Raw genomic sequence first — 12,758 nt, 5'->3', positions numbered from 1 at the left:
GTTGATCAGCTGGTCGGCCTCCGGTACAGGCTCATGGCCCCTGGCCACGACGTCTGAGCCGTGGCCGCCTGCCCTGTCCGCCCACAGCTTGCCTGCCCACCGCCTCCCGGCCCGGGCCCCCTCTCATGGTTCTCCCGCCATCGTTCTCCCGCCCTGACGCGGACGGCGTCAGGCTTTGCGCGTCGGCGCTCTGCTTGCCGGTCGCTGGTTTCCGGTTGCCAAGCCTCCAACGTCGCTTCGCCTGCAACGTCGCCGTTGAGCGCGTCTGCACCACGCGCGCAGACTTCCTCGCAGATCCCGTACCCCGCGAGTAAGACGGCGATGATCCGTCGCGCTGCCCCGATTCATCCCTCGGCTCCCGTACGACCGGGACCGGGACCGGGAGAAGCCGCGATGGCGCGGAGTGCCGTATCGACGGCGGGAGCAGGGAGAGCGGGTCCAGGTAGAGCTTGCCGCGGAGCAGGCCCCAGTGCAGGCATGGGGCGGAGCAGTGGAAAGGGCCTGGGGCGATGGTGGCTACTGGTTGGCCCGCGGTGACGTGATCGCCCTTTCGGACGGTGGGGTGGACCGGTTCGTACGTGGTACGAAGCGGTGGCGTTCCGGACCCCGACACCTCGATGGACAGGACGCCCTTGCCCGCTACCTTGCCGGCGAAGAGGACGCGGCCCGGGGCGGCGGCTCGTACCGTCGCGTTCTCGGCCGCCAGGAGGTCTACACCCCGATGGCCGGGCGCCCACGGGGCGGGTGGAGGCTCCCAGCCGCGCGCGACAGTGGGCCGCGCGCCGGCCGGCCCGACGACCGGCCACGCACGTTCGCCGACCGTTGCAGGCGGCGGGCGGCCCGGTCCGGAATCGGCGGAGCCGTCGTGCGCCGGTGCCGGTCGGCGCTGGAGGAACCTTGTCGCCTCCTCAGGGCCCGGTGACCCGGCTCCTGCCCCGGTGAGGAGCCCACCGGATGCTGCCGCCCCGGCGAGCAGCACGGCCAATGCCGCGCCCGCCGCGCACCAAGGCAGGAGGCGGACGGTGGAGGGACAGGTCCGCGCATGCCCACCCACCCGTCTGCGGCTCCTGCCCGCCGACCTCCGGTGAGTGGTGCGTGCGGGCTCGAAGATCGCCCGGTGGGGGCTCGGCTGTTGAGGGACACGTCGCAGGCCACATACGCGGCGTACAGCGGGCGCCAGCCGCCCCGCGATCGCCCTGGGCACCGGCCGCCACGCGGTCATGGTGCGTACTGACTCGGAAACGGTTCGGATTCGTGAGTACATGCCGCGACGGTGACGTGTTCCGTCCCAGCTAGGGGATCTTGAACCGGATCAGTGGATTACCGACGGGTTGTGTACAACCCCGTCACCCGTCCGATACCGCACCCACGCCCCATCCTGCGCGCCCAGGCCCCACGCCCCCACGCCCCGCCCCACGAGCCCAACCTCCTCCCCTCAAATCGACCCTCCACCCTCGCAATCTGCCCCCGCCCCCACATGGCCGAAAGGAGCGTGTCGCCCGCCCCTTCGGCGGTCCCGTACACTTCTTGTGGCGATCCGGGTCACCGGGTCGACTTCGCACGCCCCGCCACCGGCGCAACAGTCCCTTTTCGGGCAGCACGGTGGCCGCGCCCCTCGGTCCTCGGAAGACCCGCAAGGTCTCTTCCCCGGCAGAGCGCGCCGGGGCGTCAGGCACCGCGGCCGACCGGCCGCAGTGGAACCGAGTAACACGAGGAGTACGGCCATGGCCGTCGTCACGATGCGGGAGCTGCTGGAGAGCGGCGTCCACTTCGGGCACCAGACCCGCCGTTGGAACCCGAAGATGAAGCGCTTCATCTTCACGGAGCGCAACGGCATCTACATCATCGACCTGCTCCAGTCGCTGTCGTACATCGACCGCGCCTACGAGTTCGTCAAGGAGACCGTCGCCCACGGCGGCTCGGTGATGTTCGTCGGCACCAAGAAGCAGGCCCAGGAGGCCATTGCCGAGCAGGCGACCCGCGTGGGCATGCCTTACGTGAACCAGCGCTGGCTCGGCGGCATGCTGACCAACTTCTCGACCGTCTACAAGCGCCTGCAGCGCCTGAAGGAGCTCGAGCAGATCGACTTCGAGGATGTGGCCGCCTCCGGCCTCACCAAGAAGGAGCTCCTGGTTCTCTCCCGCGAGAAGGCCAAGCTGGAGAAGACCCTCGGTGGTATCCGCGAGATGCAGAAGGTGCCCAGCGCCGTCTGGATCGTGGACACCAAGAAGGAGCACATCGCCGTCGGCGAGGCGCGCAAGCTTAACATCCCGGTCGTGGCGATCCTGGACACGAACTGCGACCCGGACGAGGTCGACTACAAGATCCCGGGCAACGACGACGCGATCCGCTCCGTCACCCTGCTCACCCGCGTGATCGCCGACGCCGTCGCCGAGGGCCTCATCGCCCGCTCCGGCGCCGCCACCGGCGACCAGAAGCCGGGCGAGAAGGCCGGCGAGCCGCTCGCCGAGTGGGAGCGCGACCTGCTCGAGGGTGACAAGAAGGCCGACTCCGAGGACGCCGCCAAGGCCGAGGACAAGCCCGCCGAGGCCCCCGCCGCCGAGGCTGCCCCCGAGGCCGAGAAGCCGGCCGCCGAGCAGGCCTGACGCCGCACGACTGGTTGATGACGGCGGGGGAGAGCGCCTAGGCGCTGCCCCCGCCGTCCACCCGTAGATCTTTCGACTGTCGAGATTTCGAGAAGAGATTCACAGACCATGGCGAACTACACCGCCGCGGACGTCAAGAAGCTCCGTGAGCTGACCGGCGCCGGCATGATGGACTGCAAGAAGGCCCTGGACGAGGCCGAGGGCAGCGTCGACAAGGCCGTGGAGATCCTCCGCGTCAAGGGCCAGAAGGGCGTCGCCAAGCGCGAGGGCCGTTCGGCCGAGAACGGCGCCGTCGTCTCCCTCATCTCCGAGGACAAGACCTCCGGCGTCCTGCTGGAGCTGAAGTGCGAGACGGACTTCGTCGCCAAGGGTGACAAGTTCCTGACCGTCGCCAATGCGCTGGCCGCGCACGTCGCCAAGACTTCCCCGGCCGACATCGAGGCGCTGCTCGCCTCCGAGATCGAGGCCGGCAAGACCGTCCAGGCGTACGTCGACGAGGCCAACGCCACCCTCGGCGAGAAGATCGTCCTGGACCGCTTCGCGCAGTTCTCCGGTGGCTACGTGGCCGCCTACATGCACCGCACCATGCCCGACCTCCCGCCGCAGGTCGGCGTCCTGGTCGAGCTGGACAAGGAGAACGCCGAGGTCGCCAAGGACGTCGCGCAGCACATCGCCGCGTTCGCGCCGAAGTACCTCACCCGTGAGGACGTCCCGGCCGACATCGTCGAGAACGAGCGCCGCGTCGCCGAGGCCACCTCGCGCGAGGAGGGCAAGCCCGAGGCCGCCCTCCCGAAGATCGTCGAGGGTCGCGTCAACGGCTTCTTCAAGGAGAACACGCTGCTGGCGCAGCCCTTCGCGAAGGACAACAAGAAGTCCGTCGAGAAGGTCCTGAACGAGGCCGGTGTCTCGCTGAAGCGCTTCGCGCGCATCCGCGTCGGCGCCTGAGCCCAGCCGTGGGCCTTGTCGCCAAGGCCAGCGAATGACCTACGGCCCCGCTAGGGTCGTACGCAGTCGGCCGCGTACCGGCCGGCCGCAGATGTGACGAGGAGGCCATTGCCGTACAGGGATCTGAACCAGACCCCCGGCAATGGCCTTCTTCGTATGTGCACGAGGAGAGCGTGATGAATCAGGGTGCCGACGGCGCGGACACAGCCCACAAAGCCGACAGCGAAGGGAAGGGACGCTTCCTGCTGAAGCTGTCGGGCGAAGCGTTCGCCGGCGGCGGCGGACTGGGTGTCGACCCCGATGTCGTGCACGCCATCGCTCGCGAGATCGCGGCCGTGGTCCGGGACGGCTACGAGATCGCCATCGTGATCGGCGGCGGCAATTTCTTCCGCGGCGCCGAGCTCCAGCAGCGCGGCATGGACCGGGCCCGCTCCGACTATATGGGCATGCTCGGCACGGTCATGAACTGCCTGGCCCTCCAGGACTTCCTGGAGAAGGAGGGCATCGACTGCCGCGTCCAGACCGCCATCACCATGGGGCAGGTCGCGGAGCCCTACATTCCGCTGCGCGCCGTGCGGCACATGGAAAAGGGCCGCGTGGTCATCTTCGGGGCCGGCATGGGTATGCCGTACTTCTCCACCGACACCACCGCCGCCCAGCGCGCCCTGGAGGTCGGTGCCGAGGCCATGCTGATGGGCAAGAACGGGGTGGACGGGGTCTACGACGCCGACCCCAAGAAGTTCCCGGACGCGGTGAAGTTCGACGCTCTCGAATACGGCGAGGTCATCACCCGCGACCTCAAGGTCGCCGACGCCACCGCCATCACGCTCTGCCGTGACAACAAGCTTCCGATCCTCGTCTTCGAGCTGCTCGCCGAGGGCAACATCGCGCGCGCGGTGAAGGGTGAGAAGATCGGCACGCTCGTCAGCGATCAGGGCACCCGGGCCTGACGGCCCCAACTGCCGTATTGCCGTACGGGCAGCGCGCCGTACGGGCGGCAACCCCGGGTCGGGGGAAGACCCCGGCACGGGGATGGACAACTGCCTGCCGGTCGGACACCGTGCAGGAGAAGACGCGCGGCAGGGGCGAGGCTCTGCTTCTTACCGAAAAGACCAGGAGCAAGTGGTGATCGAAGAGATCCTCCTCGAGGCCGAGGAGAAGATGGAGAAGGCCGTCGTGGTCGCCAAGGAGGACTTCGCCGCGATTCGCACCGGGCGTGCGCACCCGGCGATGTTCAACAAGATCGTGGCGGACTACTACGGTGCCATGACGCCGATCAACCAGCTGGCGTCGTTCTCGGTGCCCGAACCGCGGATGGCCGTGGTGACCCCGTTCGACAAGAGCGCCCTGCGCAACATCGAGCAGGCGATCCGGGACTCCGACCTGGGCGTCAACCCGAGCAACGACGGCCACATCATCCGTGTGAACTTCCCGGAGCTCACCGAGGAGCGCCGCCGGGAGTTCATCAAGGTCGCCAAGAACAAGGCCGAGGACTCGAAGATCTCGATCCGCAGCATCCGGCGCAAGGCCAAGGAAGCCCTCGACAAGCTCGTCAAGGACAAGGAGTCCGGCGAGGACGAGGTGCGCCGGGCGGAGAAGGAGCTCGACGACACCACCGCGAAGTACGTCGCGCAGGTGGACGAGCTCCTCAAGCACAAGGAATCCGAGCTCCTCGAGGTCTGATGAACGAGTCATCCTGGGGGGCCCCGCCTGGCGTCGGCCGAGCCGGTCAATGGGGACCACCCGACCAGGGACCCGTCGGTTCGGCGGGTCCCGCGCATGACTGGGGCGCGGCGGCGCAGACTCGCCCCATGCCCATCGTGCCCGACGCAGGCGGACACCAGGACGACGACCGGAATCCTCTGGACGACGACCGGGACCACCGGGACGACCCGGGGGCCGCTCGGCTGAGCGGCCCCCTGTTCCGCGATGAACAGCCGCAGGAGCCCATGCCCACCTCTTTGCCGGGGTCCGACAGCTCGGAGCAGCCCCACAAACCGCAGAAGAAGAGCGCGGGACGCAATCTCCGGGCCGCCATAGGCGTCGGCCTCGGCCTCGGCGCCGTCATCCTGTTCTCGCTCTTCGTCTACAAGCCGCTGTTCGTGGGCGTGATAGTCATCGCGGTGGTCGTGGGCCTGTGGGAGCTGACCTCGCGGCTGTCGGAACGCAAGGACATCAAGGTGCCGCTGGTGCCGCTCGCGCTCGGCGGTACGGCGATGGTGGTCGCCGGCTACGTGCGCGGCGCGGAAGGCGCCTGGGTGGCGATGGCGCTCACCGCGCTCGCCGTCCTGGTGTGGCGCATGACCGAGGCTCCCGAGAACTATCTGCGGGACGTCACGGCGGGCGTCTTCGCGACGTTCTACGTGCCCTTCTTGGCGACGTTCGTGGCGATGATGCTCGCCGCCGACGACGGACCGCAGCGCGTCCTGACGTTCCTGCTGCTGACCGTTGTCAGCGACACGGGCGCGTACGCGGTCGGCTGGCGCTTCGGCAAGCACAAGCTCGCGCCGCGCATCAGCCCCGGCAAGACCCGCGAGGGCCTGTTCGGCGCGGTGCTGTTCGCCATGGTCGCGGGCGCGCTGAGCATGGAGCTGATCATCGACAACGGGGCCTGGTGGCAGGGCCTGCTGCTGGGCATCGCGGTCGCCGCCAGCGCGACGCTCGGCGACCTCGGCGAGTCCATGATCAAGCGGGACCTCGGCATCAAGGACATGGGCACGCTGCTGCCCGGCCATGGCGGCATCATGGACCGCCTGGACTCCCTCCTGCCGACCGCCCCGATCGTCTGGCTGCTGTACGTCATCTTCGTCGGCTCCGGCTGACCAGCGGTTTCCCGTACGTACGAGGGGCCCGCCACACCGAGTGGCGGGCCTTTTCGTACGCCTGGACCGGCCCCGATCCGCGTCGGCGATCGTCACTTCGTACGTCTGCGACACTGGAAGAACCATGCCTAAGCCCGGAGAACTCACTTTCGTCGCGCCGCGCGGGGCCAAGAAGCCCCCGCGGCACCTTGCTGATCTCACCCCCGCCGAACGGCGCGAAGCCGTGGCCGCGGCCGGTGAGAAGCCGTTCCGCGCCAAGCAGCTGTCGCAGCACTACTTCGCGCGGTACGCGCACGACCCGGCGGAGTGGACCGACATCCCGGCCGCGGCGCGCGAGAAGCTGGCGGCGGAGCTGCTGCCCGAGCTGATGAGTGTGGTGCGCCACATCTCCTGTGACGACGACACCACGCGCAAGACGCTGTGGAAGCTGCACGACGGCACCCTCGTGGAGTCCGTGCTGATGCGCTACCCGGACCGGGTCACGATGTGCATCTCGTCGCAGGCCGGATGCGGCATGAACTGCCCGTTCTGCGCGACGGGGCAGGCGGGGCTGGACCGGAACCTGTCCACCGCCGAGATTGTTCACCAGATCGTCGACGGCATGCGTGCGCTGCGTGACGGCGAGGTTCCGGGTGGTCCGGCCCGGCTGTCCAACATCGTCTTCATGGGCATGGGCGAGCCGCTGGCGAACTACAAGCGGGTCGTGGGGGCGATCCGCCGGCTGACCGACCCCGAGCCCGACGGCGTGGGGCTGTCCCAGCGGGGCATCACGGTCTCTACGGTCGGCCTCGTCCCGGCGATGCTGCGGTTCGCGGACGAAGGTTTCAAGTGCCGGCTCGCGGTGTCGCTGCACGCCCCCGACGACGAGCTGCGCGACACGCTCGTGCCGGTCAACACGCGCTGGAAGGTGCGTGAGGTGCTGGACGCGGCCTGGGAGTACGCCGAGAAGTCCGGCCGCCGGATCTCGATCGAGTACGCCCTGATCCGGGACATCAACGACCAGGCGTGGCGCGGCGACCTGCTGGGCCGCCTGCTCAAGGGCAAGCGCGTCCACGTGAACCTGATCCCGCTGAACCCGACCCCCGGCTCGAAGTGGACCGCCTCGCGCCCCGAGGACGAGAAGGCGTTCGTCGAGGCCATCGCCGCGCACGGCGTGCCGGTGACCGTCCGTGACACGCGCGGGCAGGAGATCGACGGCGCCTGCGGGCAGCTCGCCGCCGCGGAGCGCTGAGCGCCCGCTGGTACTGTGTGATCGAACAAATGCACATTCCGACAGGGGAGCGCCACAGCGCTGAGAGTGCGGCAGTGTCACGGACCGAGCGTCACGGACACCGGGTGCCGCAGACCCTTGAACCTCGCCCGGGTCATTCCGGGTAGGAAGTTCGGTCGTCACTCATGCTGTTGCGCCCCACCCGGCCTTCGTCCGACGAAGCGGCGGGTGGGGCCGCGTCTCTTCCTGGCCAGCCAGGAGGAAAACCAGTGAGCACCACCAGAAGGACCACCGTCGTCGCGCTGGCCGTCGCGGCCGGCCTGACGGCGCTCGTCGCCTGCGGCTCGGGCGGCGGCGGGAAGAGCACAGATCCCAAGACGGTCACGCTCGTCAGCCACGACTCCTTCAATGCCTCCAAGTCCGTGCTGGAGGAGTTCACGAAGCAGACCGGCTACAAGGTCAACGTGCTCAAGGGCGGGGACGCGGGCAAGGCCGTCAACCAGGCGATCCTGTCGAAGGACAACCCCCAGGGCGACGTCTTCTTCGGCATCGACAACACGCTGTTGTCGCGGGGGCTGAAGGCGGGGATCTTCAGCCCGTACCAGGCCAAGGGGCTGGAGAGGGTCCCCGAGGAGCTTCAGCTCGACAAGGCGGAGCACCGGGTGACACCGGTGGACTACGGCGACACCTGCGTCAACTACGACCGCGCCTACTTCGCCGAGCACAAGATCGCGCCGCCCCGGACCTTCGACGACCTGCTCAAGCCTGAGTACAAGGGGCTGCTGGTCACCGAGAACTCCGCCACGTCGTCGCCCGGGCTGGCCTTCCAGCTCGGCACCATCGCCAAGTACGGCGAGTCCGGCTGGCAGGACTACTGGAAGAAGCTCAAGGCCAACGGCGTGGAGGTCGTGGACGGCTGGGAGCAGGCGTACAACGAGCGCTTCTCGGGTTCGGCAGCCGGCAAGGGCAAGGGTGACAAGCCCCTGGTGGTCTCGTACGCCTCCAGCCCGCCCGTCGAGGTGCTCGGCAAGAAGCCCGAGCCCAAGGAGGCGCCGACCGGCGTCGCGACCGGCACCTGCTTCCGGCAGACCGAGTTCGCGGGTCTGCTGAAGGGCGCCGGGAACGAGAAGGGCGGCAAGGCGCTGCTGGACTTCCTGCTGAGCAAGAAGTTCCAGGAGGACGTGCCGCTCCAGATGTTCGTCAACCCGGCGCGTACGGACGCCAAGGTGCCGGAGCTGTTCACCAAGTACGGCGAGAAGATCGACAAGCCGGGGACGGTGGCCCCGGAGGCGATCACTGAGAACCGCGAAAAGTGGATCAAGCAGTGGTCCTCGCTCGTCCTGAAGTGACCGGCCGCGCGGGGCGGGCGCGCACGTCGCGGCGTACGGCCTCGCGGCTGGCGCTGATGGTACTGCCGCTCGCCTTCTTCGCACTCTTCTTCGCCTATCCCGTCGTCGCGATCGTCGGACGGGGGCTGAAGGACGGCGGACAGTGGCAGCTGGCCCGGGCCGGGGAGGTGCTCTCTGACCCGGACGTGCTGCACGTCCTGTGGTTCACCGTCTGGCAGGCGGCGGCCTCGACCGGGCTCACGCTCCTGATTGCGCTCCCCGGCGCGTATGTCTTCGCACGCTTCGAATTCCCCGGAAAGAAGCTGCTGCGGTCCGTCGTCGCGGTGCCGTTCGTCCTGCCGACAGTGGTCGTCGGTTCGGCATTCCTGGCGCTGGTCGGGCGTGGCGGAGTGCTGGACGACCTGTGGGGCGTACGGCTGGACACATCCGTATGGGCGATCCTGCTGGCGCACGTGTTCTTCAACTACGCCGTGGTCGTACGGACCGTCGCCGGTCTCTGGAGCCAGCTCGACCCGCGGCAGGAGGAAGCCGCCCGGGTGCTGGGGGCCTCCCGCTGGCAGGCATGGCGCCGGGTGACGCTGCCCGCCCTCGCACCGGCCGTCGCGGCCGCCGCGCTGATGGTCTTCCTCTTCACCTTCACCTCCTTCGGGGTGGTGCAGATCCTGGGCGGGCCGACGTTCTCCACGCTCGAAGTGGAGATCTACCGGCAGACCGCCGACTTCCTGGACCTCCCCACGGCCGCCGTCCTCACGCTGCTGCAGTTCGCCGCCGTACTGGCCCTGCTGGCCCTGCACGCCTGGACCGTACGGCGGCGGGAGGCCACCCTCACACTGGTCGACCCCACGCAGACGGCACGGCGCCCCCGGGGCATGGGGCAGTGGGCGCTGCTGTGGGGCACGCTCGTCGTGATCACGCTGCTGTTGGTGGTGCCGCTGGCCGTACTGATCGAACGGTCCTTCGCCGGGCCGGATGGCTACGGGCTCACGTTCTACCGGGCGCTGCAGTCCGCCGCCTCCACGGACAGCACCTTCGCCGTCGCCCCGCTGAACGCCCTGTGGAACTCGCTCGCCTACGGGGCTGCCGCCACGCTGATCGCCCTGGTGGTGGGCGGCCTGGCGGCGGCCGCGCTGACGAGGCGGGGCGGCAGGCTGGTGCGGGGGTTCGACGCGCTCTTGATGCTGCCGCTCGGAGTTTCCGCCGTGACCGTGGGCTTCGGCTTTCTGATCACTCTCGACAAGCCGCCGCTCGATCTGCGGTCGTCCTGGTGGCTGGTACCGCTGGCACAGGCGCTGGTCGGGGTGCCCTTCGTCGTACGCACCATGCTGCCCGTGCTGCGCGCGGTGGACGAGCGGCTGCGGGAGGCCGCGGCGGTGCTCGGGGCCTCGCCGTGGCGGGTGTGGCGCGAGGTCGACCTGCCACTGGTACGGCGGGCGCTGCTGATCGCCGCGGGCTTCGCCTTCGCCGTGTCGCTGGGAGAGTTCGGCGCGACGGTCTTCATCGCCCGGCCGGACAACCCGACCCTCCCGGTCGCCGTGGCGCGGCTGCTGGGGCGCGCCGGGGAACTCAACTACGGGCAGGCGATGGCCCTGTCGACGATCTTGATGGTGGTGTGCGCGGGCGCTCTGCTGACGCTGGAGCGCGTCCGCACCGATCAGGCCGGAGAGTTTTAGATGGCGGAACACGCTGACACGGTGGCGGACAAGGCACTGCTGCGCCTGGAGGACGTCACCGTCCGCTTCCGGGACGGGCAGCCGCCGGCCCTGGACGCGGTGGACCTGAGCGTCGCCGCGCAGGAGATCGTCTGTGTGCTGGGGCCCAGCGGCAGCGGCAAGTCCACTCTGCTGCGGGTCGTGGCGGGACTGCAGGCCGCCGACGCGGGACGGGTGTTCCTGGAAGGCCGCGACCAGTCGGGCGTCCCCACGCACCGACGTGGCGTCGGGCTGATGTTCCAGGACCACCAGCTCTTCCCGCAGCGAGACGTCGGCGGCAATGTGGCCTTCGGCCTGCGCATGCACGGGGCGCCCCGCGCCGTGCAGGACCGTACGGTGACCGAACTCCTGGACCTCGTCGGCCTGCCTGGCGCCCAGCGGCGCGCCGTGGCGGCCCTCTCAGGCGGCGAACAGCAGCGCGTGGCGCTGGCCCGCGCCCTCGCGCCCCGGCCCCGGCTGCTGATGCTGGACGAGCCTCTCGGCCAGCTCGACCGCGGCCTGCGCGAGCGCCTGGTGGTGGAGCTACGGCGGGTCTTCGGCGAGTTGGGTACGACCGTGCTGGCCGTGACGCACGACCAGGGCGAGGCGTTCGCGCTGGCCGACCGGGTGGTGATCATGCAGGAGGGCCGCATCGCGCAGAGCGGCACACCGCTGGAGGTCTGGCAGCGCCCCGCCACCGAGTTCGTCGCCCGCTTCCTCGGCTTCGACAACGTGGTGACGGCGACCGTACGGGGCGAATCGGCCGACACCCCATGGGGCAAGCTCCCCGTCCCGGAGGGGACGCCGGACGGGGCGTGCCGCCTGCTCGTACGTCCGGCCGGCGTACGGCTCACGAGCGCCACGCAGGGCCTGCCCTGCACCGTCACGGCCCGCACCTTCCGCGGCACCCACGTCACACTCCTTCTCCAGCCCGAAGACGGCCCACAACTGGAGGCGGCATGCGCGCTGCGCGACGCCCCGGAGGACGGGGCGAGGGTGGGCGTCGCATTCCTTGCCGAGGAGGTTGTGGTTCTGGAGCGCTGAGGGGCGTCCCTATGAGGAAGAGGAACTGGCGCGGGGCGCTCGCCATGGGGCGCCCCGCCCCATGGCGAGCGCCCCGGCGTCAGCTTCCAGCGGCGGCCCTGTCCGGTGCCCGCGTGTCGTCCTCGGTGGCTTTCGCGGCCCCGGCCGCGTGCACGGGGGCCGACGAGCCGTCGTCGGGCGCCGTACCCGTACCTTCGGCGCCGCCCTCCGGCTCGCCGAACCAGGCGACCGCGACGGCACCGGCCACCGCGACGACGAACCCGAGTATGGCCATCCAGGCGAAGCCCGGACGGGAGGAGTCGCCGAGCCACAGCACCCCGAGGATGCCGGGGACCACCGTCTCGCCCACCACCAGCGCCGCCGTGGCGCCGTTGACCGAACCGATCTGGAGGGCCACCGTGTGCAGGTACATGCCGCCGACGCCGGCGACGAGGATGGCGTAGAGCGCCGGGTCGGCCAGGAGCGTGGGCAGGTGGAACGGGTCGATGCCGTTCAGTACGCGTACGCCGACGCCGAGCGCGCCGAAGCCCAGGCCGGACAGCAGGCCGGCGAGGATCGCGGCGCGGCTGCCGAGCAGCCGGACGATCAGCGTGCCGCCGCCGATCACCAGGACCGAGGCGACCAGGAGCCACCAGTGGGTGGCGGTCGAGGCGTCACCGCCGCCCTCCGGGCCCGCGGCGGTGGCCAGGAGGACCAGCGCCGTGCAGACCACGCCGATGGAGACCCACTCGCGCGCGTTCAGCCGGATGCCGAGCAGTTTGATGCTGAGCACGGCGGTGATCACGAGGTTGGCGCTGATGACGGTCTGCGAGAGGAACAGCGGCAGCAGTCGGGCGGCCAGCGCGCCGAGCCCGAACCCTATGAAGTCCAGCACCGTGCCGACCAAGAACTCCCACGTCACGGCGGCTTTGGCGGTGGACGAGAGGCTGGGGCCGCCGTGCTGGGTGAGGCCGGTCGTGGACGCGGCGGCCGCTTCCCGACGCGCGGACTTGCGCGATCCCACCGCTTGCAGGACCGACCCCGTGCCGTAGCAGGCCGAGGCCGCTACCGCCGTCAGAAGACCGATGAGCACCAAGAACTCCGTTCACGCACTG

The 12,758-nt window shown here is 69.8% G+C and carries 11 protein-coding genes; 9 read left to right on the top strand and 2 right to left on the bottom strand.

From position 1 onward, the window contains the following. Positions 1-31: 31 nt before the first annotated feature. On the bottom strand, positions 32-1,222 hold the full coding sequence (locus tag CP984_RS43005; protein ID WP_078575584.1) for a M23 family metallopeptidase: 1,191 nt from the start codon (positions 1,220-1,222) through the stop codon (positions 32-34). 502 nt (positions 1,223-1,724) lie between these two features. On the opposite strand from CP984_RS43005, the gene rpsB reads away from it, so the two are divergent. The 9 genes from rpsB (at position 1,725) to CP984_RS10865 (ending at position 11,664) form a co-directional block, all read left to right on the top strand. Then, positions 1,725-2,606 carry a 30S ribosomal protein S2 gene (gene rpsB, locus CP984_RS10905; protein WP_003980214.1) on the top strand — a complete coding sequence of 294 codons (882 nt, stop codon included), beginning with the start codon at positions 1,725-1,727 and terminating at the stop codon, positions 2,604-2,606. A gap of 108 nt (positions 2,607-2,714) precedes the next feature. After that, on the top strand, positions 2,715-3,551 hold the full coding sequence (gene tsf / locus CP984_RS10900) for a translation elongation factor Ts (RefSeq protein WP_003980213.1): 837 nt from the start codon (positions 2,715-2,717) through the stop codon (positions 3,549-3,551). Positions 3,552-3,727: 176 nt separating this feature from the next. Next, entirely contained in the window at positions 3,728-4,501 is a 774-nt protein-coding gene (pyrH, locus tag CP984_RS10895) for a UMP kinase (protein WP_003980212.1), read from the top strand. 175 nt (positions 4,502-4,676) lie between these two features. Next, the gene (frr, locus tag CP984_RS10890) at positions 4,677-5,234 is read left to right on the top strand and encodes a ribosome recycling factor (RefSeq protein ID WP_003980211.1); all 558 of its coding nucleotides are present in this window, start codon (positions 4,677-4,679) and stop codon (positions 5,232-5,234) included. After that, positions 5,234-6,373: a phosphatidate cytidylyltransferase gene (locus tag CP984_RS10885; protein ID WP_078586917.1), complete on the top strand. Its 1,140-nt coding sequence runs from the start codon at positions 5,234-5,236 to the stop codon at positions 6,371-6,373. Before frr ends, CP984_RS10885 begins: the two co-directional genes overlap by 1 nt. Positions 6,374-6,497: 124 nt before the next feature. After that, the gene (gene rlmN / locus CP984_RS10880) at positions 6,498-7,604 is read left to right on the top strand and encodes a 23S rRNA (adenine(2503)-C(2))-methyltransferase RlmN (RefSeq protein ID WP_003980209.1); all 1,107 of its coding nucleotides are present in this window, start codon (positions 6,498-6,500) and stop codon (positions 7,602-7,604) included. 248 nt (positions 7,605-7,852) lie between these two features. Further along, a complete protein-coding gene (locus CP984_RS10875; protein ID WP_003980208.1) occupies positions 7,853-8,932 on the top strand; it encodes a thiamine ABC transporter substrate-binding protein in 1,080 nt (359 codons plus the stop codon). A 56-nt stretch (positions 8,933-8,988) separates the two neighbouring features. Further along, complete coding sequence (locus CP984_RS10870; RefSeq protein ID WP_030182331.1) at positions 8,989-10,602, top strand: ABC transporter permease; 1,614 nt, start codon at positions 8,989-8,991, stop codon at positions 10,600-10,602. Next, positions 10,603-11,664 (top strand): ABC transporter ATP-binding protein, encoded by a 1,062-nt coding sequence (locus tag CP984_RS10865; protein WP_003980206.1) that lies wholly within the window; start codon positions 10,603-10,605, stop codon positions 11,662-11,664. Between the two features lie 79 nt (positions 11,665-11,743). Here the strand turns inward: CP984_RS10865 and CP984_RS10860 are convergent, their stop codons facing one another. After that, positions 11,744-12,736, bottom strand: coding sequence for a DMT family protein (locus CP984_RS10860; protein ID WP_003980205.1), 993 nt, complete (start codon positions 12,734-12,736; stop codon positions 11,744-11,746). Positions 12,737-12,758: the final 22 nt, after the last annotated feature.

This window comes from Streptomyces rimosus (assembly GCF_008704655.1).
GTDB classification, from domain to species: domain Bacteria; phylum Actinomycetota; class Actinomycetes; order Streptomycetales; family Streptomycetaceae; genus Streptomyces; species Streptomyces rimosus.
This window is presented reverse-complemented; position numbering and strand designations above follow the sequence as displayed.